Origin of the sequence: Bacillus sp. S2(2024) (assembly GCF_050474045.1) — a bacterium.
GTDB classification, from domain to species: Bacteria; Bacillota; Bacilli; order Bacillales; family Bacillaceae_G; genus Bacillus_A; species Bacillus_A yunxiaonensis.
Genome location: NZ_JBFLUS010000003.1, coordinates 2,470,521 through 2,497,467, shown reverse-complemented (window position 1 = coordinate 2,497,467; position 26,947 = coordinate 2,470,521). Strand labels below are relative to the sequence as shown.

General features: G+C 35.2%; 22 protein-coding genes. 18 read left to right on the top strand and 4 right to left on the bottom strand.

The window, feature by feature from the left end:
- Positions 1–371 precede the first annotated feature (371 nt).
- Positions 372–2,078, top strand: coding sequence for a peptide ABC transporter substrate-binding protein (locus AB1284_RS12485; RefSeq protein ID WP_429748996.1), 1,707 nt, complete (start codon positions 372–374; stop codon positions 2,076–2,078).
- Positions 2,079–2,299: 221 nt separating this feature from the next.
- Positions 2,300–3,019, top strand: coding sequence for a class I SAM-dependent methyltransferase (locus AB1284_RS12480; protein WP_429748998.1), 720 nt, complete (start codon positions 2,300–2,302; stop codon positions 3,017–3,019).
- Positions 3,020–3,152: 133 nt separating this feature from the next.
- On the opposite strand, the gene AB1284_RS12475 is transcribed toward AB1284_RS12480, so the two are convergent.
- Complete coding sequence (locus AB1284_RS12475) at positions 3,153–3,548, bottom strand: hypothetical protein (protein ID WP_429749000.1); 396 nt, start codon at positions 3,546–3,548, stop codon at positions 3,153–3,155.
- A gap of 177 nt (positions 3,549–3,725) precedes the next feature.
- On the opposite strand from AB1284_RS12475, the gene AB1284_RS12470 reads away from it, so the two are divergent.
- From AB1284_RS12470 to AB1284_RS12450, 5 genes are all read left to right on the top strand, one after another.
- Positions 3,726–4,061 (top strand): hypothetical protein, encoded by a 336-nt coding sequence (locus AB1284_RS12470; RefSeq protein ID WP_429749001.1) that lies wholly within the window; start codon positions 3,726–3,728, stop codon positions 4,059–4,061.
- Between the two features lie 69 nt (positions 4,062–4,130).
- The gene (locus tag AB1284_RS12465; protein WP_429749003.1) at positions 4,131–5,159 is read left to right on the top strand and encodes a P1 family peptidase; all 1,029 of its coding nucleotides are present in this window, start codon (positions 4,131–4,133) and stop codon (positions 5,157–5,159) included.
- Positions 5,160–5,547: 388 nt separating this feature from the next.
- Complete coding sequence (locus tag AB1284_RS12460) at positions 5,548–7,650, top strand: vWA domain-containing protein (protein WP_429749005.1); 2,103 nt, start codon at positions 5,548–5,550, stop codon at positions 7,648–7,650.
- 17 nt (positions 7,651–7,667) lie between these two features.
- On the top strand, positions 7,668–11,030 hold the full coding sequence (locus tag AB1284_RS12455; protein WP_429749007.1) for a tubulin-like doman-containing protein: 3,363 nt from the start codon (positions 7,668–7,670) through the stop codon (positions 11,028–11,030).
- A 56-nt stretch (positions 11,031–11,086) separates the two neighbouring features.
- Positions 11,087–11,230 carry a phosphonate ABC transporter permease gene (locus AB1284_RS12450; protein WP_429749009.1) on the top strand — a complete coding sequence of 48 codons (144 nt, stop codon included), beginning with the start codon at positions 11,087–11,089 and terminating at the stop codon, positions 11,228–11,230.
- Between the two features lie 661 nt (positions 11,231–11,891).
- On the opposite strand, the gene AB1284_RS12445 is transcribed toward AB1284_RS12450, so the two are convergent.
- Positions 11,892–12,383, bottom strand: coding sequence for a CarD family transcriptional regulator (locus AB1284_RS12445; RefSeq protein ID WP_429749011.1), 492 nt, complete (start codon positions 12,381–12,383; stop codon positions 11,892–11,894).
- 244 nt (positions 12,384–12,627) lie between these two features.
- On the opposite strand from AB1284_RS12445, the gene AB1284_RS12440 reads away from it, so the two are divergent.
- The 4 genes from AB1284_RS12440 (at position 12,628) to shc (ending at position 16,364) form a co-directional block, all read left to right on the top strand.
- Positions 12,628–12,876 carry a DUF1294 domain-containing protein gene (locus AB1284_RS12440; protein ID WP_429754275.1) on the top strand — a complete coding sequence of 83 codons (249 nt, stop codon included), beginning with the start codon at positions 12,628–12,630 and terminating at the stop codon, positions 12,874–12,876.
- Positions 12,877–12,970: 94 nt separating this feature from the next.
- Positions 12,971–13,900 (top strand): EamA family transporter RarD, encoded by a 930-nt coding sequence (rarD, locus tag AB1284_RS12435; protein WP_429749013.1) that lies wholly within the window; start codon positions 12,971–12,973, stop codon positions 13,898–13,900.
- Between the two features lie 78 nt (positions 13,901–13,978).
- Positions 13,979–14,404 (top strand): divergent PAP2 family protein, encoded by a 426-nt coding sequence (locus tag AB1284_RS12430; protein WP_429749015.1) that lies wholly within the window; start codon positions 13,979–13,981, stop codon positions 14,402–14,404.
- A 100-nt stretch (positions 14,405–14,504) separates the two neighbouring features.
- Complete coding sequence (gene shc / locus AB1284_RS12425) at positions 14,505–16,364, top strand: squalene--hopene cyclase (RefSeq protein ID WP_429749017.1); 1,860 nt, start codon at positions 14,505–14,507, stop codon at positions 16,362–16,364.
- Between the two features lie 20 nt (positions 16,365–16,384).
- Here shc and AB1284_RS12420 read toward each other — a convergent pair whose 3' ends face one another.
- Positions 16,385–16,534 (bottom strand): YfhD family protein, encoded by a 150-nt coding sequence (locus tag AB1284_RS12420; RefSeq protein WP_336481061.1) that lies wholly within the window; start codon positions 16,532–16,534, stop codon positions 16,385–16,387.
- A 134-nt stretch (positions 16,535–16,668) separates the two neighbouring features.
- On the opposite strand from AB1284_RS12420, the gene fabG reads away from it, so the two are divergent.
- On the top strand, positions 16,669–17,409 hold the full coding sequence (fabG, locus tag AB1284_RS12415; RefSeq protein WP_429749019.1) for a 3-oxoacyl-ACP reductase FabG: 741 nt from the start codon (positions 16,669–16,671) through the stop codon (positions 17,407–17,409).
- Between the two features lie 662 nt (positions 17,410–18,071).
- Here the strand turns inward: fabG and AB1284_RS12410 are convergent.
- Positions 18,072–19,556, bottom strand: coding sequence for an aldehyde dehydrogenase family protein (locus tag AB1284_RS12410; RefSeq protein ID WP_429749020.1), 1,485 nt, complete (start codon positions 19,554–19,556; stop codon positions 18,072–18,074).
- A 433-nt stretch (positions 19,557–19,989) separates the two neighbouring features.
- On the opposite strand from AB1284_RS12410, the gene AB1284_RS12405 reads away from it, so the two are divergent.
- From AB1284_RS12405 to AB1284_RS12380, 6 genes are all read left to right on the top strand, one after another.
- Complete coding sequence (locus AB1284_RS12405) at positions 19,990–20,268, top strand: YhdT family protein (RefSeq protein ID WP_429749022.1); 279 nt, start codon at positions 19,990–19,992, stop codon at positions 20,266–20,268.
- Positions 20,269–20,270: 2 nt separating this feature from the next.
- Positions 20,271–21,713, top strand: a complete 1,443-nt coding sequence (panF, locus tag AB1284_RS12400) for a sodium/pantothenate symporter (RefSeq protein WP_429749023.1) — start codon at positions 20,271–20,273, stop codon at positions 21,711–21,713.
- Positions 21,714–22,236: 523 nt separating this feature from the next.
- Positions 22,237–23,184, top strand: a complete 948-nt coding sequence (locus AB1284_RS12395; protein WP_429749025.1) for a nucleoside hydrolase — start codon at positions 22,237–22,239, stop codon at positions 23,182–23,184.
- Between the two features lie 122 nt (positions 23,185–23,306).
- Positions 23,307–24,407 (top strand): serine hydrolase, encoded by a 1,101-nt coding sequence (locus tag AB1284_RS12390; protein ID WP_429754276.1) that lies wholly within the window; start codon positions 23,307–23,309, stop codon positions 24,405–24,407.
- Between the two features lie 100 nt (positions 24,408–24,507).
- Positions 24,508–26,016, top strand: a complete 1,509-nt coding sequence (argH, locus tag AB1284_RS12385; protein ID WP_429749026.1) for an argininosuccinate lyase — start codon at positions 24,508–24,510, stop codon at positions 26,014–26,016.
- Positions 26,017–26,087: 71 nt separating this feature from the next.
- Positions 26,088–26,927, top strand: coding sequence for a GNAT family N-acetyltransferase (locus AB1284_RS12380; protein ID WP_429749028.1), 840 nt, complete (start codon positions 26,088–26,090; stop codon positions 26,925–26,927).
- Positions 26,928–26,947: the final 20 nt, after the last annotated feature.

The following is a 26,947-nucleotide window of genomic DNA, read 5'->3' as shown; positions in this document are numbered from 1 at the left end:
AATAATGAGAAAGTTTTGTTAGAAATACAAGAGTACAAAATGAAAATATCACAAAGAGGATATGTATAAGAATTCGATATTTTGTAAATAATTGGTTTGTGTGTTTTTTTTAAAATAGTAATAAAATAAAAGAACCTAAGCATCCATATAGTAAAGGGATGCCTTTTTTCTTGAGTTGTTTTACAGAATGATTATAAATATTACTGTAAAAAAATAATTTTTTAAATTTTTTTAATAATAACACTTTACAAAATCTAAAAAATTAGTAGAATATTAATTAATAGAAATTTTCTGATAACTATATAGAAACATAAAATTATCAAAAAGTTTCTCACAAGTAGTATCGTACATAAAATTAGGGAGGGTACAAAATGAAAAAGATTAAAAAAATCACAGCTGTAGTAGCGCCAGTGCTGGCGATGAGCATGGCTTTAACAGCGTGTTCAGGGTCAGGGGACAAAAAAGCAAGCACAGAGCCAAAAAATGATGAGAAACAAACAGAAGGTAAGTTAGCATCCAAACAAGTGTTAAACTTACTAGAAACGCAAGAAATTCCGTCTATGGACTCTTCTAAAGCAACAGACCAAGTATCTTTCCTTGCGTTAAACAACGTAATGGAAGGATTATATCGCCTGGATAAAGACCAAAAACCAACTCCAGGTATGGCTGAATCATTTAAAAAGAGCGATGACGGTAAAACATATACATTCAAGCTTCGTAAAGATGCGAAGTGGTCAAATGGCGATCCTGTAACAGCGAAAGATTTCGTATTTGCATGGCAACGTTTATTAGATCCAAAAACGGCTGCTGAATACGCATTTATTATGTATGATGTGAAAAATGCACAGGCAATCAACGAAGGGAAAGCACCAGTTGATTCTTTAGGTGTAAAGGCTGTTGATGATTATACATTAGAAGTACAATTAGACAACCCAGTTCCATACTTCGTTGAATTAACAACATTTGGTTCTTTCTATCCATTAAATGAAAAAGTTGTAAAAGAAAAAGGCGATAAGTACGGCCTAGAAGCAGACAGCATAGTATACAATGGTCCATTCGCTATGACAGAATGGAAACACGAACAAGGTTGGAAGCTGAAGAAAAACGATCAATATTGGGATAAGAAATCAGTTAAGTTAGAAGAAATCAACTTTAGTGTTGTAAAAGAGTTATCTACTCGTGTTAACTTATATGAAAGTGGTCAAGCTGATCGTGTTACTTTGGCTGCTGAATATGTTGATAAATATAAATCGAAGAAAGATGAATTTGGAAGCTATTTAGAGCCGTCTACATTCTTCTTGCGCCTAAATGAAAAACGTCTGAAGCAACAAGATACACCGCTTCAGAACAAAAAACTTCGTCAAGCAATTGCAAAAGCATACGATAAGAAAGCGTTGGCGAATGTAATCTTAAATGATGGTTCCCAACCAGCTGACTATCTTGTACCAGCTAATTTCGTAAAAGGTCCAGATGATAAAGATTTCCGTAAAATGAATGGAGATGTAAAAGCTGTAACGTATGATGCGAAAGAAGCGAAAAAACTTTGGGATGAAGCGAAGAAAGAGTTAGGTAAAGACGAAGTAACACTTGAATTATTGAACTACGATACTGATAATGCGAAGAAAATTGGTGAGTACTTAAAAGAGCAATTAGAGAAAAACTTACCAGGCTTAAAAATCAACTTGAAAAATCAACCATTTAAGCAAAAATTAAAACTAGAAACAGATCAAGACTTTGATATCTCTTACGCTGGTTGGGGTCCTGACTATGCAGATCCAATGACATACATTGATATGTTTGAAACAACAAACTCTCATAACCAAATGAGCTACTCAAATAAAGAGTATGATGACATTGTTCAAAAAGGTAAAACAACATTGTTAACGCAAGAGAAAACTCGTTGGGAACAACTTGGAAAAGCTGAGAAGATGTTACTTGATGATGCTGCAATTGCACCGCTGTACCAACGCGGAACTTCTTACTTACAACGTCCAACTGTACACAACATTATCAAGCATAATGTTGGTGGTGATTTCAGCTACAAATGGGCATATATCACTGAAAAAGACAGTAAATAATTATTTGAAAAGAGGATGCGGTGACGTATCCTCTTTCTTTATGTGCACATTTTGAAGTGTGATGAATACATATGCAGTACGAAATAAAGTGCAACATTCATGAATAAATGTTGCACTTTATGATAGTTAACCCCACGAATTGGGTCTTTACGGGCAAGAATCTTCTATCGATAGCTCTTTTTTTAATATGCCCGTTACATGTGAGATAGAAGGAGATGGATATGAAACAATATTCTTATTTAGATTTCCTAGCAGCGTTTGGTATTGGCAGTGCACATCCAGGAGGTTTTGCGCTTACAAAGCAATTGTTAGCGCAGCTTTCATTAGACCAGCATACAAAATTATTAGAGATTGGATGTGGAACGGGTAAGACAGCTTCTTATATTGTGAAACAATATGGCTCAATTGTAAGTGCAGTTGAAATGGATCAAACGATGGTTGAAAAAGCAAAGAAGAGATGGAATAAGGATGGAGTGAATATTGAACTCATTGCAGGAAAAGCAGAGAAACTGCCGTTTCATGATGAACTGTTTCATATTGTATTAGGAGAATCCGTTCTTGCGTTTACAAATAAAAGAAAAGCGATAAATGAATGTTATCGTGTATTACAATATGGCGGGGCGCTGCTTGTTATTGAATTGGTAATTGAGCATCATTTACCAGTACATGAGGAAAAAAATATAGTAACTTTATATGGAATGGAGGAGTTATTAACAGAGCAAGAATGGGTTATACTCTTTAAACAAGCAAATTTTAAAACGGTACGTGTACTTGGAGGCGGAACCATTGCAGCAACAATTTCTGCACCTGTAGAAGAACAAGAATGGGATATATCAGATTTTATTTCACAAGATCTGTATTACGCATGGATTGCGCATGAACAAATTGTACATCAATACAAGCATATATTAGGACACCGGATTTTTATTTGCCAAAAATAAAGTGGAATTTTTGATTAATGTTGAAGTTCATTCCCCGTAAAAGTCCGATTAAGCGGGCTTTTACGAGGAATGAAAAAACGCTGATAGAAATTTCACTTTATTAAAAAAAGCCAACGATAACGTTGGCTTTTCTTTAAATGAAAAATAAAGCAGCTAATGAAATACCGAAAATAAATCCAAGACCAAGTTCAACGGCTCCAAATCCACCAAATCCTCCACCAAATCCACATCTACAGTCATCAAATCCACATCTATCACATCCACGAGATCTACGAGATCTACCAGATCTACAGTCATCAAATCCACATCCACAATGGTTACATCCACCTAAACCACCACAGAAATCACAGCCGAAGCCACCAAATCCGAACCCGTGGTCAAATCGCTTGCGATGAACGGGTTCAATCCATACTGATTCACCTGTTAGATCAACAATTCTTCCAATATGGATCTTGCCTTTATGATCTTCAATACGTACGACTCGTCCATAATATCGCCGGCATGTATGATAATGTTTATGAGAACTCATATAATTTTGCTCCTTTCTCTTTCCAATATTACGATATGATAAAGGGACAGGAGTGGCTTGTACGTTTGTCTATTCCATCATAATTGCCGTGAAAAACGGGAATGATAAGGAAGGACTGTTTTCTAGTAATGAAAAATGTTACTCCCTGTTAGGGTGAGATAAAAAGGAGCGGAAAAAATGAATCATTCAGATACATTTCAAACGTATGAAATGTCATGGGATGCATTAACGGATGCACTTCGAAAAGAGATGACACGTCAAGTAGGAGCTGATATTATTGATACCATTGTATGTGATTTACAAGATGGATTCGAAGTGTATACATACATACAAGGAGATCTTGCATTTGAGTATAAGGAAGCACTTGAACGAAAATATGGCACAGATAGCAAATTTCCAAACATATTAACAGTATTACTATTGGCGGATATCTACAATGTAAAAGAAAGTAACATTCGTCTTCATGCTGATCACAAAGAAAATCCAGTTGTAGAAGTATACGTAAAACAATGAGAGTGCTTGTAGATTGCACTCTCATTTTTGTTATAATAAAAGATAGAAAATTAAGAAAAAGGTGAAAGTATGAAGCGAGTGCGGTTACGTGAACTAGGAGTCAAAATTGGAAAATATGATGTAGGAAAATGGAATGCCATTACTGATGTTGAAAGTGTCTTAGTGTGTCATGTTACTTTGAAGGAAGAAATGCATATTCGTACAGGTGTCACGGCGATTTTACCGCATGATGGAAATATATTTCGTGAAAAAGTATTTGCTAGTTCTTATGTTATTAATGGCTTTGGAAAAACGATTGGAACGATTCAAATACAAGAACTAGGTGTACTTGAAAGTCCGATTATGTTGACCAATACATTTGGAGTTGCTCCGGTATTAGAAGGAACATTACGATATATGCTAGAGCAGAATGAAGAAATTGGTGATACAACTGGAACTGTAAATATTGTTGTTGGAGAGTGTAATGATGGATATTTACATGACATTCGAAAGCTTTATGTAAGACCAAAGCACGCAATTGAGGCCATTACAAATGCAAAAAATGGTCTAGTAGAAGAAGGGTGTGTGGGAGCCGGTACAGGAATGGCTTGTTTTGGATATAAAGGCGGAATTGGTACAAGTTCACGCAAAATAACCTTTACAAAAGAAACGTATACAGTGGGGGGGTTAGTTGTTACGAATTTTGGGAGAAAAGAAGATTTATATATTCGAAATGAGAGCGAGGAAACTATGCCAGATGGCTCTATCATGATTGTTATCGCAACTGATGCACCATTAAGTGATAGACAATTACAGCGCATAGCAAAGCGAGCGACTTTTGGACTTGCAAAGGCAGGTTCTTACGGAGCACATGGGAGTGGAGATATCGTTATTGCCTTTTCAACAGCAAATCGTATTTCTCATACGTCTACTACTGAATTATTACAATATCAATTTTTACGTGAAGATGGAGAAGAAATTTCTCACATATTTGCGATGGCAATTGAAGCTGTAGAAGAGGCAATATGGAATGCTTTATGTATGGCGGAAACGATGGAAGGGAGAGAGAAAAGAAAATTAGAGGCTATATTCTATGAAAATCTAAAAGATATATTTTAGTTTAAAATAATTTAATTATGTAAACTAAAATGAGTTATAGAGTGGAGCTCTATTTATTACTATTACATATAAACTCCAAAGTATAGATGTCAGTTTTTTCATTAATATATAGAAACAAATATAAATTAAACCGAAAAGTGACATATTGTAATAGCATAGGAAGTTGAAGTGTACTTCAATGAGAAGTGGCAGAAATATAGGATGAGAAAGAAATTTATGATGGAATTTAAAAGAAAATAAAAAACTGCATAGTATCGTTTTTTATTAAATTAAGTTTACATAATAATATTATATACCTGTTCGTTTTTCGAAATACAAGTCATATCTTGTATTTCTTCTCATAAGTTTAAACATAGGAATTTGTCTACAAAGGTGGCGAAGCTTCAACATGTATATTCGAATCATAGCCACATCTATTTTGTTTTTACTACTCATATGTATTAGTCCTTGTTCTAGTTTAGCGAAAGGAGAAGAAGCGAGACAGCGCGTTGTTTCACTTGTATATGATGATTCTGGTAGTATGCGTAATAATGATCGTTGGAAATATGCAAATTATGCATTGCAAAGTTTGATTGCATTGTTAGATGAAAAAGATACGTTTTCCTATGTTCCAATGAGTCATCCATCGCAAGATATAGCAGTTTCGTTGGAGAATAGTAAGCGGCAAGGGGAGATTGAAAAAATTCAAGCATGGAATGAGAGTGCTAATACACCTTTTCAATCGGTGGAAACAGCTATCCAATCTATTAAGAGGCAAGTTCAAGTGAATGCGAATCGTGAATTTTGGCTTATTATTCTAACAGATGGAGCGTTTAATGAGCTAGAAAAACAAGATGATAGTGGAAAAAAAAGGATTTCAGAAACGCTCAGTACTTTTAAAAAAGAAATGGAAGCAAAAAACATTTCGTTACATGCAGTATTAATTACAATGGAAGAAAATTTAGGGGTGCAAGAATATGCGCAAATGAACGTCTTTAAAGATATTTGGAAACAACAGATGAATGGAATCGTGTTCCCTACAAGTGGAGAAGATGGTGTTGTCCACAGTGTCAACCAAGCGGCTGCCTTAATAGCAAATCGTGATCCGTTTTCAACAGTAGAAGAAGCGGTGAAAACAAATATAATAAAAAACAAGATTGAAATTACAACACCATTTCCGTTAAAACGAATTACACTTGTTAGTCAATCTTCTCAGAACATACCGTATCATGTCCAAAATATACAAGGGTTGCTTAATTTACAATCGAGATTTTCGATTCAAGCACCAGCGGGAATCGGATTATATGGTGGAATTACACATATAATACCTAAAAATAATGCTGTAATGGAACCGGGGAAATATATAGTAGAAATTGATCAAGCAGTGACAAAGGAAAATATGAAAGCACTGGTAGAACCAGCATTAGATTATACCGTTTCTGTATATGAAAAAGGAAAGGAGCAGAAAAAAGAGACAGAACAAATCTATGAAGATCAAACAGCAATTATAGAAGCAAAACCAACAAATGTACCGGTGGATGCCTCATATTTTACTGCTCAAATAGAAATAAATAATCAAATGCATTCGATGCAATGGGATGGGAAACGAAAAGCCTTCTACTACGAAACAAAGATAGGGAAAGATGCGGTACATGGAAATGTGTACATGAATATAAAAGGTTTTTATCGCCAAACGAAAGAATTTCGTATTCAATCTGTTCCAAAACCAAAACTATCATTAAAAGTAGTTACAACGAATTATAAAGAAAAAGTTACAAATTTAGAACATAGCGCACCATTTATTATACAGCCACTGTTAAATGAAGAATCAATGCCAGAAGCAGAAGTAAGGGAATTGTTGAAAACAGCTACTATTACATTTCATAAATCTATCAACTATGAGTTAAAGCAAAATAGAAATCAAATATATGTATATCCTCGTCCTTATTACTCCAACACATTTAATTTTACAGATACCGGCATCATAGAAGCTACCATCACATTACGAGATTCACAATCGCAAAAAGTTAGTAAACAAATTTCGTTGTCTATTATTGACGTTCCTTTTTTAGAGCGTTATGCGACCATTTTTCAGTTCGTTTTACCATTTAGTATCATCTTATTCATTATTGTAACTCTTATCATTGGGTGGATAGTTCGTCCTCGTTTTCATAGAAAAGCGCTTATGTATTATGAATGGGATCAATCTATTGCGGAAGATTGGTTATATAAATCTGAACCAGAATCACTGCGAACGAAATGGTGGAATCATTATTTTGGTATTCCATTTCGAGCGGAGCGGAAAACAGTGCAGTCTGTTACGTTAATTGCAAAAAAAGGATCAAAATCTATATTTGTTACGAAAGATTCTCAAGTACCAGGCATGGTAATTGATGGTATGTTTCTAACAGATGAAGAAGTAGGACGCGAGCATAAAACGTTATATCCGAACGAAATGGTTGTTATTGATCGCGGCTATGGAAAAGAAGTATACAGATATGAATGTGAATAAATAGGAAGGTGGTTCACATGGATTTTCAAGTACCAACAATTTTAATTGGACTTGGCGGAATTGGAAGTACAGTTACACATGATATTTACCGGAAACTTCCGAAGGAACGGCGTAAAAAAGTAGCGATGCACGTATTTGATACAGATATTAATACGTTAAGTCACTTTCAGCATATTCGTAAATTTGTGACACAAACGAGCTCCAGTAAAACACCGCGGGAATATATGGCAGAAGATCCAACGATTCCAGATTGGTTTCCGATTGACCCGACTGTACTAGATAAACCATTAACGGAAGGCGCTGGTCAACTTCGGGTTATTTCTCGATTGGCACTTCGCGCAGCGATGAAGGAAGATAAATTAACAACTTTTTGGCAAGAAATTGAGAAGATTTTCCCCGTAACAAGTGATACAACGGAATATGGTGTGCGCGTTATTATTGTTACGTCATTAGCTGGTGGCACAGGTTCTGGTATGTTTCTACAAATTGCTCTATATTTACGAGAAATGCTTCGAAAAAAGTTGCAACATCATAACATTTTAATTCGCGGTGCTTTTTTACTTCCTGATGTTCTCGTTAAAACGCGTACAATAAGCGGCAAAGAATTTGAATCAGTGCAGGCAAACGGATATGCATCATTAAAAGAATTACATGCAATTACTTTAGGATCTACAGGAGAATTATCACGTCGTGGGGGCGTTACAATTGAGCTAGAATATCGTCCTGATCAAGTGGATGAAGATGGACGCACAAATCATACCATTATGCAGCATCATTTACCATATAATTATTGCTTCTTATATGATTATGAAAATTTACATGGTCATCATTTGCATAGTTTGTCTGATTATATGGAACAAATGACAAATACAATTTATTTACAATTATTTAGTCCGATGTCAACGAGTCATTTTGCACAAGAAGATAATCAAATTCAACAACTTGCTGATTCAAATGGTAAAGCTCGTTATTGCGGAGCAGGAGCTGCAAAACTTATTTATCCATACGAAAATGTTCTTCGTTATTGCGCTTTAAAGTGGGCGGTACAAGGATTAGATGAATCATGGCTTCATTTAGATCGACTTTTTCAAGATAAGAAAAATCGGTATGAACAAGACGTTCGCCGCGGCATGCAGCGTGAAAAGCCTGAGCGGGGGAAAAGTTTTTTAGAAGATTTAGAGCATTTGGCGACTCGTCCAGAACAGGCACATGTATTTTATAAGCAAATGTATTATGAAACGCGTGAAGGAGCAGAAGGCGGAAAGATTGGTGTATCAAAATCAAAATTATTTTTAGAAGCAGTAGAAAATTATGTGCAGCGTACGGTACAAAAGGATGAAGAGTTAAATCGATTGCAGCGAGAGTGTAAAATTTCAGCTGCAAAGCTGAAAATTGCTGAACAAATGAAAGGTGAAGTGGCACGAGTAGACCATGCTGTGCGTTTATATGCGTATGCGATACCAAGTCGTGTGCATGAGCATGTAACAACGTTGATATATGATATGATTGAAGCTGATCGATTTACACCGAGCGGCTCAGAGGGACAGTCATATCAGTTGAATACATGGTTTTTAAAGAAAACAGATCCTGTTCACCCTGTGGCTGCACGCTACATGTTATACGAAATTCGTAAATTGTTAACCGAAAAAATGAATCGCCTACATGAAAATAATGAACAAAAGCGCAGTCTTATCCAAAATTATGATAAAAAGTTTAATGTAAGTAATATTGAAGGAACGGTAACAGCCGTTAGACGTGTTGAATTGGCGCAGCAGCAAAATTGGTTTGGAAAAATATTTCATAATGACCAGCGGACATTTCGAAAAGAATTTCAAGATATTATAACTCAATATATACACAAATTAAATGAATATCGAAAAGAAATGTTACTAGAGCTTGTATATCAATCTTTATATCAAGCTGTAGAGAAAATGATTCAATATTGGCAGCGTTTCTTTGATAATTTACAAGAAACTCGTGAAAATTTATTATTAGACATTCAAAAACGTAGTAAAGAATTTGAAGGGAAAACAAATCCAACAAATGTATATGTATTAGCAGATGAGCGAATGCAGGAAGAGATGTGGAAGGATATTCATCACCATGTAAACAATGGTGTGCTGCCAAAAGAGATATCTGCTGAAATTTATATGAGTTTATATCGTGAATATTGCAGAGGAGCACAAGCAGAGGAAGGGCAATCACAAAAAGTAGAAGATTTTTATCGGAAACATATTTTGACATATTGTGAGCAGGAATTACAAGATCGCTACCGAGATAAATTAGAATTAAATATTATTGATGCATTGCGGAAAGAAGCGGCTATTCAAAAGCGTGATATGACAGAGTATGTAAGTGAAAAAATTGAAGATTTGCTGCATCTAGCAAGCCCATTTATACCGAAAGTTGCGCATCATCGTGAATTGCAATATTGGGGTATTCATCCGCTCGTTCATCAAGGATTAAATGAAGAAACGTTACAAGAGATGTTCCAGGAAAAGGAAACGGTTGATGCAGCCTTTTCACCGTATGAAATTGTATGTTACCGTGCGCATTATGGATTGTCGCTGCAAGATTTTCCGAAATTATCGTCTGGACATATTGCAAATGGTTATGTGAATGAGAAGGGAGATTACTTTCAGTCTTATTATCGCCGCGTAAATAAATTAAACGTTCGTAAATCGAATTTAACACCGCATCTTGATAAGTATTGGCACTTACCTGCTTTTATGCCTGACTTAAATGCTACACAAACAAAACTGGATTATGATAAGTGTAATCGTGCTTTATTGTACGCATATATATATCGTTGGATTAGTCTTGCCGCTGTGGACGGTCAGTTTGTTTACCAATATAACGGAGTAGGGCGAAGTTCTCTTATTCAATCCATGGGGAAAAATGTAACAAATGAAGGATATAAATTGCATCGTGCACTGCTTCATAACCCATTTATATATGAAAATATCATTTCTCGTTTTGAAGAGGAACAAGAAAAAGCATTGCAGCACGGAGGACATTTATATACACATTCCTTTCTGTTAGGTGCGCAAGATATAAAATGGCTCCGAAAAGAACATGTTCACAATATTTTAGATGTTATCTTGATGTACGATAAGGAAGCAAAATATGATCCGACATTAGAAGAAACATCTGACGAATTGTTACGATTACTTGTTAATGAAATTGAACAATATTTTAAAGCTTATTACGGGACCGGAGCGGAAACAGCAGCAAAAAAAGAAGCGACTTTATTTGTAAAGCAACTATGGAATCGCTCATATGCAAAAGAATTTGTGGATCCAAACAGTGCACCGTATAAGAAATGGTTACATCTTCTTAACGTTCAAATAGAAGAGGAAGATACTAATGCGAATGTTTAGGAAAAGATAGGGAATCCTTAACTTTGGAATTTATTATTTGGAAAAGAGGGATTCTCATGCCATTTCTTGGAAGTGTATATCAAGTGTTTGGCTTATATTCAGAAATTTATCATGCGATGATTTGTATGGAGGGAAAAGATAGTCAACCTATTGATGAATGTATGAATCGAGATGAAAAAGAAACTGTAGAAAAACGATAAAGAACATGCAGTAAATTACTGCATGTTCTTTTCGTTTTCTTATAGTTTTACAACATTCTTAGATTTTGACCTCTGTTAACTTGTTTGAATGCAAATTACTGTAACATTACTATCATTTGGTACTTCTTACATTCAAATCCTTTTTCACTATTAAACCATTTTCCTGTCTTGATTGTTTTCATATAAAAACCTTTTAAAATATTACTAAAGATGTGTTTCCTATTTATATGAACCGAGCAAATATAAGCATATATTTAAATCTGTTATCATTTTTACGTTAAAATGGAAGATAAGAACAGTAAATGTTCATTATCGTTTTTGAAACCTCAAAACAACGAAAGCCCTACCTCTCTTTCGTCCTTACGGCTCCGATGACCGTGCCAGTATGAATCGGGATATCCAAAAACAATGCTTGGATAAATGAATCTCATCGTATACTTAGAAGTATGAGAATAAAAAGTGGTGAGAATAATTCATTTAGAGGAAAAAGAATTTTTTCTTAGAGGGTAATGTTTCTATAATCAAATCGTATTTGTAATCATATCATATTGAGGTACATAAAGCAAAAAAAAACAAAATAGATGTTAGGCTATTTTGTCGTTTTAGGTATTTTATATAATTTAAAATCAAGTTCAAAACGGTTTTAGAAGGATTTCTTTACCTAACCGACTTTCGTATTTAACAAATCAATTGCCTGATTTTCAGTAATTCCTTTAATTAAACTTAATTCACTAATTAAAATTTTTTGTGCGTTGTCTAACATTTGTTTTTCACTTGCATTAAGCGCCCTTACTTTATTTCTACGTATTAAGTCGCGAACTACTTCAGCACCTTCTTGTATTTCACCCGTCTTCATTTTCTCCATATTTTGGGTATATCTTTGCTTCCATGAGAGTGAATCATCTGATTCACCGTACTGAAAAATAAGTAATACATTTTCTAATGTAAGCATATCAGCAATTAATCGTATACGTGATTGTATCATTTTTTTCATCGGAATCATTACTTCCATATTACTAATAGGTATTCTTATTACATAATATTTTTGTTTTTCTCCTAGGATTTCTTTTTCTTCTATGGCTTTAATCACACCTGCTCCGTGCATTGGATAAACAATTTTATCGCCAATTTGAAACAAATAATCCACCTCCATATGGTAACCTTTTTAAGTTTATCATATATAAGATGATAAGTAAAATTATTTATATTATCACAAAAATATTATCATAGTCAATATTTTTTGTTTGATTAGGTAAAATCATTGTTACATATGTATAAAACTAAAAAATTAAATGAGTGTATAATAAATTGAGCCTCCTATCAGTGGGGGCTTACTGCCCGTTAATGCAGGATAAATAATTGATTGAAAAAATGTATGAAAGAGGTTTAATAATATGCTGAAATGGGGTTATTTTGTAATTATTAATGTTCTCGCTTTTATGATGATGGGACTAGATAAAAGAAAAGCAAAGAAGAAACAGTGGCGCACGCCGGAGAGTACGTTGTTTTTGGTTGCTGCAGCAGGGGGAGGAATTGGAGCTTGGATTGGGATGTATGTGTTTCATCATAAAACACATAAAAATAAGTTTGTGTTTGGTATTCCATTTCTTGCGGCTGCGGGGGTGTATATCTTTTGGATATTATAGTTAGGCGGTCCGTGTAAAAAAGTTATGTAGCGGAAAATTGTAAAAAGGTAGAAGGACAATTTATAATGAAGAAAAAAGAAAAGAGGGGAGTCAAATGGAAGCGCAAAAAAAGGGAATCATATATGCAACAAGTGCATATATGATGTGGGGAATTCTGCCGCTTTATTGGAAATTGGTAGATGAGGTTCGTGCAGAAGAAATTTTAGCTCATCGGATCGTTTGGGCATTCGCTTTTATGTTACTTGTTTTAGTGATTTGCAAACGTTTTGGTCAATTTATGAATGAGCTTGTGCAATTTTTTAAACGTCCTAAATTATTCATGTCATTAACTGCTGCTTCTATATTAATTAGCGGGAACTGGTTTGTGTACATATGGGCTGTTAATCATAATCATGTCATCGAAGCAAGTCTAGGTTATTATATTAATCCGCTTGTTAGCATTTTACTTGGCACGCTCGTTTTAAAAGAAAAACTCAATTTTTGGCAATATGTTGCCGTAGGGTTAGCGGCATTTGGGGTTGCAATTTTAACAGTTCGCTATGGATCCATTCCGTGGATTGCGATTTCGTTGGCATGTACATTTGGCTTATATGGTTTATCAAAGAAATTATTAGATTATGATTCAATGATTGGGCTCACGATGGAAACGATGATTGTAATGCCGATTGCTCTTATATATTTAGGGATGTTAGGTGTTCAAGGAATTGGTTCGTTTGGATCAGTTTCAATTACGTCGACGTTACTTTTAGCTGGTGCTGGTATTGTTACTGCATTACCGCTTTTATATTTTGCAAAAGGTACAAAGCTTATTCCGTTATCAATGGTCGGATTTTTGCAATATATTGCACCCACAATTAGTCTTGTATTAGGAATTTTCGTCTTTCATGAACATTTTACAGGGACTCATATGATAGCATTTTTCTTTATTTGGATTGCGTTATTTACATTTTCGATAGCGAAAACGAAATTTATGTTAAATAAGCAGCCAAAATTTATAAAAAATAAATCTGCAAAAGTTTCGTAAAACGGCATAGTATTATGTATGCCGTTTTCTTTATAATGTAAGTAAGGATATTCCATTATAAGCGGTGAGGTGCAAATTATGGAAACAATTTTACATAACAATCCATTAATGTCTGCAGTGATTGCTTGGTTTTTAGCACAACTTACAAAAGTTATAATCACTTTAGTAAAAAAGAGAGAATTTGATTTTGCACAGTTTTTTGCTTCTGGTGGAATGCCGAGTTCTCACTCTTCTACTGTGACAGCATTAGCAATAGCAATTGGGATTGAAGAAGGAATTACGAGCTCTGTATTTGCAATCGCGACGATTTTTGCGATTATTGTCATGTATGACGCATCCGGAGTGAGGCTTGCTGTAAGTAAACAAGCCAAAATTTTAAATGACTTTTTTCATGGGAGACAAACGGAGTATAAAAAATTGAATGAACTTGTCGGTCATACGCCATATCAAGTCGTTGTCGGGGCAATTTTAGGAATTGTTGTTGCGATTTGGTATTGTTCGTAAGCAAAGTGAAGAATGAACTTCACTTTGCTTTTTTGTTTTACACATATTTACGTATGTTATTGAATATTGTATATGGATTCAATAAAGAGGGGGGACATCTATGCTGCTGTATGAAAAAGTAAAACAGGAAATGGAGAGACAAGTTACAGCATTACGTACGATGCAGCAAAGAGATGGAACATGGCGTTTTTGTTTTGAAGGATCCCCGTTAACCGATTGTCATATGATTCTATTATTACGTATGTTGCGAAGAGAAAAAGAAATAGAGCCATTTGTGACAAGACTTATTTCTTTACAAGCAAATGAAGGGACATGGAAATTGTATGAAGATGAGCTGAATGGAAATCTTTCTGCTACAATTCAAGTGTATGCTGCATTGTTAGCTTCTAAGAAATTTAAGAAAGAAGATCATATGATGCGTCGTGCAGAACAATTTATTCTTGAACAAGGTGGCATTACAAGCGCTCACTTTATGACGAAGTTTATGTTAGCCTTACATGGGCAATACGGTTACCCTGCATTGTTTCATTTTCCCATGCCTTTTTTCTTTTTACCAGATCATTCCCCGTTTAGTATGTATGAATTGAGTAATACTGCACGTATTCATTTCGTTCCTACGCTCATTTGTATGAATAAGAAATTTGTAATAGAAGAAAATATGATTCCTAATCTTAATTACATAGCGGGTGCGAATAAATCAAGTTGGTTTCATAATAAACGCTCTTCTGTTCTGCAAACAATTTTATCAGAAGGGAAAAAGCTCATTTCTTATCCTTATTCTCTTCATCAAAAAGGATATAAAGCAGCGGAACGTTTTATGCTAGAACGTATAGAAGGAAATGGAACACTTTACACATACGCTAGCGCTAGTTTTTATATGATTTACGCTCTCCTTGCTCTCGGTCATTCTATACATTCTCCTATTATTGAGAAAGCTGTATCAGGGATACAGTCGTACATATGGAATACAAAAAATGGTGCCCATTTGCAAAACACACCTTCAACAGTGTGGGATACTGCTCTTTTAAGTTATGCTTTGCAAGAAGCAAATGTGTCAGAAGATGATGCGATGATTGAACGTGCAAATCGTTATTTATTAAAGAAGCAGCATACTTCTTATGGGGATTGGCATGTTCATGCACCTTCTTTACCTCCTGGCGGATGGGGATTTACTGATACGAATACCATTGTGCCAGATTGTGATGATACAACAGCGGCGCTACGTTCACTTACTTACATTGCGAAGAAAGATAGGAAAGTAGAACAAGCTTGGAATAAAGGGATACAGTGGATTCTTGGAATGCAGAATAAAGATGGAGGATGGGGAGCGTTTGAGAAGGATGTTGATAAGCATATGTTTGCGCATGTTCCTCTCGATAGTGCAGAAGATATGATTCTTGATCCGTCTACAGCAGATTTAACAGGGAGGATACTTGAGTTTTTTGGAACTTATGCGCCAAATAAAATAAGTGCAAATGATTTACACCGGGCAATGCAATGGCTCCTCCGTACTCAAGAGCAAAATGGTTCTTGGTATGGAAAATGGGGAGTTTGTTACATATATGGTACATGGGCTGCTGTAACAGGTCTGCGTGCAAACGGATTGCCAGCAAATCATCCAACGTTAGAAAAAGCAGCGCGGTGGTTAGAAACGATTCAACATCGTGATGGAGGCTGGGGAGAATCGTGTAGGAGTAGTAAAGAAAAGCGGTTTATTTCAATACCTTTTAGTACACCTTCTCAAACGGCATGGGCTTTAGATGCCCTAATCGCTGTACATGATACAGAAACAGCATGTATTCAAAAGGGAATCAATTATTTGTTAGAGCATTCTTTAGAACATATTGAATATCCGACTGGAGCAGGATTGCCTGGGGAATTTTATATTCGTTATCATAGTTATCATCGCTTATTTCCCTTACTTACCTTTGCGCATTATGTGAAAAAATATAAAAAATAAACCGAGAATATGTCCTCGGTTTATTTTTTGTTTGGTTGGTGTTTTTGACGTGCATCTGCAGCATCTGCACGAGCTTGAGCTTCTAAGTCATCTTGGTCAGCGAGTTCTTGAGAAAACTCAACATCAATGCCATCAGATACTTTGTTTTGCTGTAAATTCTTATTTTTCATCTCACACAATCTCCTTGTGTTTTGCTAAGTTGCAATTATAGTGTGACACAAATAGACTTTTTTATGCAAAAAAGGAGAATGAAATATATAAGACGAAATATATAGAAAATACATAGAAAAAGTGAGGGAGAAAGATGAATTTTTTAGAGGGGAAAACAGCTGTTGTTACAGGTGCAGCACAAGGGATTGGAAAAGAAATTGCACGTGTATTTGGCGCGTTAGGAGCGAAAGTATTACTTAGCGATATGAATCAAGAAGCTTTAAACGGTGCGACAACACAATTGTTACAAGAAGGATATGATGTAAGGGCGTATGTTTGTGATGTAAGCAGCCATACGGATGCAAAATCGCTAATTGAGTATGCGATTCAAACATACGGTGCATTGCATATTTTAGTAAATAATGCTGGAATTACACGAGATGCAATGTTGCATAAAATGGAAAAAACAGCATGGGAGCAAGTATTGCAAGTAAATGTAACGGGTGTATTTAACTGTATGCAACCAGCACTTTTGTATATGCGTAAACAACAATATGGACGTATTATTAATATTTCTTCAATTAGCTGGCAAGGAAATATCGGCCAAGCAAACTATGCGGCTGCTAAAGCAGGTGTAATTGGGCTTACAAAAACAGCATCAAAAGAAGCAGCTGGATTTGGTGTTACATGTAATGCAATTTGTCCTGGATTTATGGATACCGATATGACGCAAGCCATACCGGATAAAGTAAAGGAAAAGATGATTGCAGCCATTCCAGCGGGGCGAATCGGGGCACCGCAAGATATTGCACATGCAGCTGCCTTTCTAGCATCAGATTTTGCTTCTTACATTACTGGAGAAGTACTAAATGTAAGTGGTGGGTTACAAGTATAAAAAGGAGTAAGGCATAGAGCAGGGAAAATGTCTTGCTACCCTTTTAGCTTAATTGTTGCTTTGAAATAAAGTTTGATCAAAAGTATCTCGTAAACACGTATTTTACAGTAAATGAAAAGGGTTCATTTTGGATATAGTTTGGTCAAAATGAATCCTTTCTTTTAAATAATCTTTCAGTTTTGTAAAAAAGTTTAATCAAAACTCATTTCGATTTCTTTGAGTTAAGAGATAAAGCATCTTATCTTTTTTATACATGTCGTAACTTTATTCAAAACTTTGCGTCTTTTTCACAAACATCGTAACTCTATTTCAAATTCATAGTTATGAAAAAGGAAAAAAGTCCTTTACTAAGTAATAAAGATTTTTACTGAAAAAGAACACTATTCCTTTATCAAAATTTTATCAATTTAATAACAATGTTAAATAAAAAATAAACCTTATGAACTTTATGTGGATACTGAAGGTATTTTCTCTTGAAAAGCTTCTCTATAAATGAGGGCATTTGTGGTACAAAAAAGGATAGAACATACAGAATTATTCTGCTTGTATCTATCCTCTTCTTTTTTTCATATATAATGTGTAACATTATATATTTGCTCTTGGTGAAACAAAGATTGATTCAAATTTCTTGAATCTAAATAGAACAATTGGTAAGACCTTTTTTAGTTTAAGTTAATCCAAACGCTTTTTACTTCTGTATAGTTATTTAACGCATAAGAACCCATTTCACGCCCAAGACCTGACTGTTTATAACCTCCAAACGGAGAGGCCGCATCAAAGACGTTATAACAGTTTACCCACACTGTTCCAGCTCTTAATTTACTTGCAACATAATGCGCATTCTTCAAATTTTCTGTCCACAAACCAGCAGCTAATCCATATGCTGATTTGTTAGCACGTTCAATAACTTCATCAATGTCATCAAATGGCATTGCAGCAACGACAGGACCAAAAATTTCTTCTTTCGCAATTGTCATTTCATCTTGTACAGCTGCGAAAATTGTTGGAGCAACATAATAACCTTGTTCGTAAGGTTTAGTTCCACCAACTAATATTTCTGCTCCCTCATTTTTTCCTTTTTCAATATAGCCCATTACTCGATTTTGTTGTTCTTCTGATACAAGGGGACCAATATTTGTTTGTGGATCTAATCCAGATCCTTGCGTTAAGCTCTTTGAGTATAAGGCAAGATCTGCAACAACATTATCATACATTTTCTTTGGAATGAACAAGCGAGATCCAGCACAACATACTTGTCCTTGGTTAAACATAACGCCAGAAAGTGCTGCTGGAATTGCACGTGATAAATCAGCATCGGGTAAAATAATATTTGGTGATTTACCACCAAGCTCTAATGTTACGCGTTTTAATGATTGGGATGCTTCTTTCATAATGTGTTTTCCAACTTCAGTTGAGCCTGTAAAAGCAATTTTATCAATGAGAGGATGACTAACAAGAGCTTGACCAGCTGTTTCACCATATCCTGGTACAATGTTAATAACACCTTTTGGGAATTCAGCTTCTTCTATCAGTTCAGCTAAATATAATGCGGAAAGAGGAGTTTGTTCTGCTGGTTTTAGTACGACGGTACATCCAGTTGCTAGTGCTGCACCCAACTTCCACATCGCCATTAAAAGCGGGAAGTTCCATGGGATAATTTGACCCACAACACCAACGGGTTCATGGCGTGTATAATTAAAATAATCTCCTGAAACAGGAATTGTTTGACCGACTAATTTTGTTGCCCATCCGGCATAATAACGCATATGTTCAATTGCAAGAGGAATATCTGCAGTTGTTGTTTCTTGAATTGGTTTTCCGTTATCAAGTGTTTCAAGCTGTGCAAGCTCATCTTTATGTTTTTCCATTAAATCAGCAAGCTTGTACATGCAGCGGCTGCGCTCGGCTCCGCTCATACGTGACCATGGTCCTTCATCAAATGCTTGGCGTGCCGCTATGACTGCTTTATGGATATCTTCACGACCGCCTTCATATACAACAGCTAACGTATCGCCAGTTGCTGGATTTGGTGTTTTAAATGTCTTTCCGGAAGCGCTTTCAATGAAAGCTCCATTTACATATAGTTTCTTTGTTCCTTGTAAAAATTTCTCTACTTTTTCATGGAGATTCACAGCTAGTTGACTCATTGTATAACCCCCTTAAGAATATATAATGTAAATGCAGCAAAATACTGCATTTATTCCAAAGAAAAGAGGAGTTGCGGGATAAAATGAAACTTCCATCAATGTTTTTTCTTCATTTCCCACTGATGGTTAGTCCAATCAATTGAGCTCTTACGGACAGTTATCTCCCATCTATCTTTTTTGCTCTCTCAAAATCCCGAGAGAGCAGTTTTACTGACCGTTAGTGCGGGATAAACTAGGTGAAGGACATCCAATTTCAATCGTAACTTAAAAAATCAGAAATTTCAATCTTATTTATATTAAAATTGTTAAAAATATGTAATTTTGTAATGTAAGTCTAATATGATTCACAAGAGATATTCATTTTGCTTTTTTTTTATAGGAAAAACGATACAAACAATGGTACAATAATACATCGTGAAAGGAGGAGAAAGAAATGAATCAACATCATGATGATCCGCGTTTTCGCATCGCACATCGTGAAGCGTGGATCGGAGTTGGACTTGCTGTTATCAACTTTCTAATATGGTACGGTTTCGCATATGGATTAGGTAGTGGCAATCCCAAAGAATATACATATATACTAGGGTTTCCGGCCTGGTTCTTTTATAGTTGTATAGTAGGGTTTATTGTAATGGTTTTACTTATTGTATTTGTTGTCCGTTTCGTATTTCAAGATGTTTCGTTTGATGAGGAAGAAAAGAGTGAGGAATGAAAATGAACTGGTATGTAATTATTCCAATGATGTTATCTTTTGTTGTTGTGTTTTTAATTGGTGTATATGCGGCGAGACGTGTTCAAACGACCGCGCATAACAAATTTTTGCAAGAGTATTTTCTAGGCGGGCGCGAACTTGGTGGATTGTTATTAGCAATGACGATGATTGCGACGTATGGTAGCGCAAGTAGCTTTATCGGCGGGCCTGGAATTGCATACAATATGGGGCTTGGCTGGGTATTGTTGTCGGCTATTCAAGTTGTAACGGGTTACATTGTACTAACTGTACTTGGAAAGAAATTTGCGATTACTGCAAGAAAAATGGAAGCTATTACGTTAATTGATTACTTGAAAGGAAGATACAACAATAAAGCTGTTGTTATTTTATCAGCATTATGTATTATTATTTTCTTGTTTTCGGCAACTGTTGCACAGTGGGTTGGCGGCGGAAGATTAATTGAATCGTTAACAGGTCTTTCTTATACAACGTCTTTATTTCTTTTTACATTTTTTGTACTTGTTTATGTTTTGATTGGCGGATTTCGTGCTGTTGCGCTTTCAGATACAATATTAGGTCTTATTATGCTGCTCGGTACAACAATTATTTTAATTGGTACAATTATTGCGGGCGGTGGTATTTCGAATATTATGCACGAGCTTGTACAGATTAATCCCAATTTAGTTACGCCATTTGGCGCAGATGGGAGTTTAACAAAGGTATATGTGTCTTCGTTTTGGATTTTGATTGGTGTTGGAGTGGTAGGTTTGCCGCAAATTAGTGTACGTGCCATGTCTTATAAAAATTCAAAAGCGATGCATCAAGCTTTAATTATTGGGACTGTTGTCGTCGGTACAATTATGATTGGTATGCATCTAACGGGTGTATTTGCCCGTGTTGTTTTACCAGGAGTGAGTGTGCCTGATAAAGTAATGCCATTGCTTGCGATGAAAGTATTGCCCCCTTGGCTTGCTGGTATTTTCTTAGCAGCTCCAATGGCGGCTATTATGTCGACAGTTAACTCATTGTTATTGCTTGTGAGTTCTTCCATTATTAAAGATATTTATGTAAATTACATAAACGAAAATGCTGCTGCTCAAACAGTAAAAAGAGGAACGCTATGGATTACAGCAATTGTTGGATTACTTGTTTATGCTGCAGCGATTAAACCGCCTGATTTCTTAATTTGGTTAAATTTATTTTCCTTTGGTGGTTTAGAGGCAGCGTTCCTTTGGCCGCTTGTGCTTGGGTTGTATTGGAGAAGGGGAAATGCTGCCGGAGCCCTTGCTTCTATTGTTGTTGGAGTTGGCTCTTATATGGGATTTCATTTGCTGCTTCCTAATCCTCTTGGTGTTCATACGGTTGTATTTCCGGTTTGTTTAGCATTTATTGCTTATATTATAGGAAGCACGTTGTTTTCACGTAAGTTGCAGCAACAAATTTAAAGTCTTTATATAAAAAGAGCAAGAGTTGTCTCTTATCAAGAACTAAATTAAAAAAATCTCGATTCATAAAGGACAATACATATTTTATATAACTAATATGTATTGTCCTTTTTATTAAATTAAAGCATCCGCTAGCTGAATAATAAATTCAGAAATTATCCTTTGATTTCAATTACAGTAACCCCTTCAATTTTTACATCAAAAGTTATAGTAACAAGACCTACTGATGGATTATGTGGAACCGTATAAGTGTCATATTAGATTTTCACTATAAAATCAAATTGAGAAAATCCATCTGTTATTCGTGTAACCTCAAATATTTCTGCATTTCATAATCCATTACTACGATTTGGATATTTTTTATTAATCACTTCTCGGGCATAAGGATCTAACATTATTAAAAAAGTATCATAAAAATCAGTATGTTTTTTTGTTTAAGATCTTTTTCGTATCGGATAAAAAATCGTTTGCTTTTTACTTCTGTACATTTTTTTTCGTTCATATAGTAATAGCAGTTGATAGGATGGAGTTGAATGCTTTGAAAAAAGTACTGTTTCTTGGAGATCCTGGTATTGATGATTCGTTAGCAATCATGTATGGGTTATTACACCCTGATATTGATATTGTTGGTGTTGTAACAGGATATGGCAACGTTACTCAAGAGCAGGCGACAAATAATGCTGCTTATTTATTGCACATAGCTGGAAGAGAAGATATTCCAGTTATTAATGGGGCAAAAATTCCTTTATCAGGAGAATTTATAACATACTATCCAGAAATACATGGACAGGAGGGATTAGGACCTATTCGTCCACCAGAAACGATTAAAGCGAATGTGGAACCATTTTGTGAAATATTTGAGATTATTAAAAGATACAAGGGAGAACTTATTATTGTTGATGCGGGGCGTTCAACAAGCTTAGCAACGGCTTTTATTTTAGAGAAAGAATTGATGAAAAGCGTAAAAGAGTATTACATAATGGGCGGGGCATTTCTTGTTCCAGGTAATGTTACCTCTGTTGCAGAAGCAAATTTTCACGGAGATGCGATTGCTTCAAATTTAGTAATGCAATATGCTAAGAATGTTTCGTTAATTCCGCTGAACGTAACAAATGAAGCAGTCATTACTCCTGATACTGTTACATATATTACAAAGAATGCAAAAACAAATTTTAATAAATTAATCGAACCAATTTTTAATTATTACTATAAAGCCTATAAAAAATTAAATCCGCACATAGCTGGAAGTCCAATTCATGATGTTGTAACAATGATGGCTGTTGTTAATCCTTCCTTGATAGAATATGTATATCGTCGTGTTCAAGTTGATGTTGATGGTCTTGCAAAAGGTGAAAGTATTGCCGACTTTAGACCGCAGCCAAAAGCAGAAGCGATGAATAAATGGGTCAGAATTGGCTGGGAATTACATTATAAAAAATTTCTTGAAGATTTTATTCGAGTTATGACGTAGACAGTATACAAGTTATAATAGAGGCGATCTGTTAATAGATTGCCTCTATTGTTTTGCATATGAATAATATATTATAATAGATTACAAGACGAAATTTAGGAGAGGAATTCCATTTGAGGACAATTGGGTTATGTATAGGAATACTTTGTTTATTCGTATTTATTATCTCGGGTAATTTTTTTGTGAAAAAAGCATGGAGTTCAAATAATGATGATGCACAATATGTTGCATCATTTGTAGAAGAAAATAAAAATCAAAAAAACAGCGCATTGCTAGTGAAGCGAAATGATAAATTGGTGTATTCTATAAACCCTAATGTTGTATTACCTGTAGCGAGTACGATGAAGCTCATTGTAGCGTTGGAGTTTACAAAACAAGTAGGGGAAGGGAAAATTGATCCAAATGAGCTTGTGTCGATAGACGATATAAATCGTTATTACGTTCCAAATACGGATGGCGGTGCTCATGAGAAATGGCAAAATGTTTTAATGAAAAAAGGGCTTTTAGAAGAAAATGTAGTTACTTTAGAACAAGTAGCAAGAGGAATGATGAAATTTAGCTCAAATGCAAATACAGAGTATTTAATGGATCGCCTTGGTATAGAGAATATTAATGGAAATATAAATAAGTTGAGATTACCATCACATCAGCCATTATTCCCAATTGTTTCATCCTTGTATATTCCGGGCTATTTATACAAGGAATTACATGTTCCAAAGCAACAATTAGCACATACTTTAAGAACGATGCCGCAAGAAGAATATTGTCGTTATGCGATGCTAATACATGAGCGTTTAAAACAAAAAGGTCCGCAGCTGCAAAATGAAATTCCGCTTTTCTTAGGAGAAAAGTACGAGAAAATTTGGTCAGATAGACTTCCGGCTGCTTCTGCAAATGACTATATGATTTTATTAGAGAAAGTAAACCATCAAAAAGGTTTTACAAAAGAGGAAGAAAAAGAATGGTCACAACTTGTAGAGTCAGATATGGAAGGGAAAAAGTATCGTCAACATTTTCGACATGCAGGTCAAAAAAATGGGTATACACCATGGTCTTTATCTAAAGCTGTATATGCAACAGACAAACGTGGAAACTGCACAGAAATTGTCTTTTTGGCAAATAATATAAATGAGGAAGACAGTGCTGAATTACGTAAGCATTTATCAAATTTACATTTTCAGATATTACAAAACGATAAATATAAAGCAACTGTTATTAAGTAAAACCGATGTATATACATCGGTTTTTTCCTTTGGATAAACACATTTTTTTAGTAGCTGGGTATGATGATTAATAATCAATAAGCGAGGGGAGTTATTTAAAATGCGGGAGGGAAGCGAGGAGTTTTTACAGCGAGAAGGTGTAGTCTTTCCAGGGAGAACATATGCTGATTGTATACTACAACATATATTCTGTTTTCAAAAGAATTATTTATTGGATGACATGTTTCATATTCATCATGCACATGTCATTATGTTGCTAGAAGAAGGATTGCTAAAAAAACAAAATGCTAAGCAAATTGTAGCAGCGGTAGAAAAAGTAAAAACTGTCCCATTAGACGAGCTAGTATACAGAAAGGAGTATGAAGATCTCTTTTTTCTAGTTGAGCATTTGATTCAACAAGAAGCAGACAGTGATGTGGTTAGCAATATGCACATTGGGCGAAGTCGAAATGATATGGGAGTAGCGATGTATCGTATGAGTTTACGACGTTATCTTCTGCAATACATCGAGCATTTTATGCTACTGCAAGAGAGTATGCTAGAGCGAGCTAAGGAACATATGGAAACGATTATGCCGGCATATACACATACACAACCAGCTCAGCCAACAACGTTTGGTCATTATCTGCTTGCTATTTATGATGTGATGCAACGTGATACGGAGCGTTTATGGACCGCTTATCATGCTGTAAATCAATCTCCCTTAGGAGCGGCAGCGCTTGCGACCACAAGTTTTCCAATTAATCGAAAGCGTGTTGCGGATCTTCTAGGTTTTTCGAAGGTAATTGAAAATTCATACGACGCAATTGCAAGTACAGATTATTTATTAGAAGCAAGCAGCGCGCTTATGATGACGATGACAAATACAAGCAGATGGCTCCAAGATTTTTTATTATTAGCTACGAAAGAGTATAACGGTATTACAGTTGCAAATCCTTATGTACAAATTAGTAGTATTATGCCGCAAAAACGCAATCCAGTATCAATTGAGCATGCAAGGTCTCTTGCAAGTAGTGCTTGGGGAGAAGCATTTACTGTTTTTCAAATGATTCATAATACACCGTTTGGAGATATTGTCGATACAGAAGATGATTTACAGCCCCATTTATATGAAGGATTTGAGAAAGCGATTCGAGTTATTTGTGTAATGAATGCGGTAGTGCGCACGATGACAATTGAAAAGGAAATATTACAAGGTCGTGCAAAAAAGCATGCGATTACCATAACTGAGTTAGCTGATACACTAACCCGGCAGTATGATATTCCATTTCGCCGTGCTCATTATACAGCAAGTTATATAGCTAAACTTTCGGAAGAACAGAAAAAAGATTTACACGAACTAAATATTGTCGATGTTAATATGCATTTACAAAAGGAATTACAGGTTGTATTAACAAAAGAAGAGTGGAATGAAATCATTTCACCGCATTCGTTTGTTGCAAAGCGAACTGTATACGGTGGACCGAGTTTACAACAAATGCAGCGAATGATTAAAGAGAGAAAAGAGAATCGTTCAAAGCAGGAAGAGCGGCTAGAGAACGTGAAGAAACAACTTGCTGAAGCTGAAGAACAAGTTAATAAACTTGTTGCAACTATCCTTCATTTATAAAATAAAAGAAGGATTTAACTTGTAAATCGCCAATATATCACTATAGATTAGGAAAGAAAGAAGAGATTATAGTGATACAACTAAATGTATATACGAATTTTGTACAATTTAAAAATGATATTCTTCCTTTTTTAGAAGCATATGAACAAGAGAATAATTTAATATTGGGTGTGTTACGGTCTTCGCAGCTTCCCTTATTTATGGCAACGGCTACAAAAGGGGAAGAGCTTGTATTCGTTATGCTTCAAACGCATCATCAGCAAGCCATTGTAGCAAAGTCTGCGCCTTTAGAAAAGGATGAAATAAGAGAAATTGCACAGCAACTAGCAATTGCATATGCTGATGTGCCCGGATTAATTGGAGAAAAACAGATGGTAGAATGTTTAGCAGAACAACTCGCGGATTTTCAAAATAAATCGATTCAAATCAAAATGAAGCAAGGGGTATACGGGTTAAAGCAGGTAATGAAAAAAGCCGAAAATAATGGGGTTTTCCGTCGAATAGAATTAAAAGAACAAGATCTAATTGAAGATTGGGTATACTGCTTTTGTGAAGAAGTAAATTTATCAATTACAAAGGAAGAAGCAGTGCATACTGCCGCTGAATTAATTGAAAGTCAGCGTTTATTCGGGTGGGAAGTAGAAGGACAATTAGTTTCAATGGCAGCTGTTACAAGACCAACAAAGCATAATATCACAATAAATTTTGTATATACTCCAAAGGCAGAACGTAAAAAAGGTTATGCTTTAAACTGTGTATCAGTACTCAGTCAATATATGTTAGACAATGGGTATGCAACGACTTCATTATATACTGATCTAGCTAATCCTACATCTAACAAAATCTATCAAGAAATTGGTTATGAACTAATTATGGAGTCAATTCTATTATTTTTAAAATCTAAACAATAGAAAAACTCGCTATTAGCGAG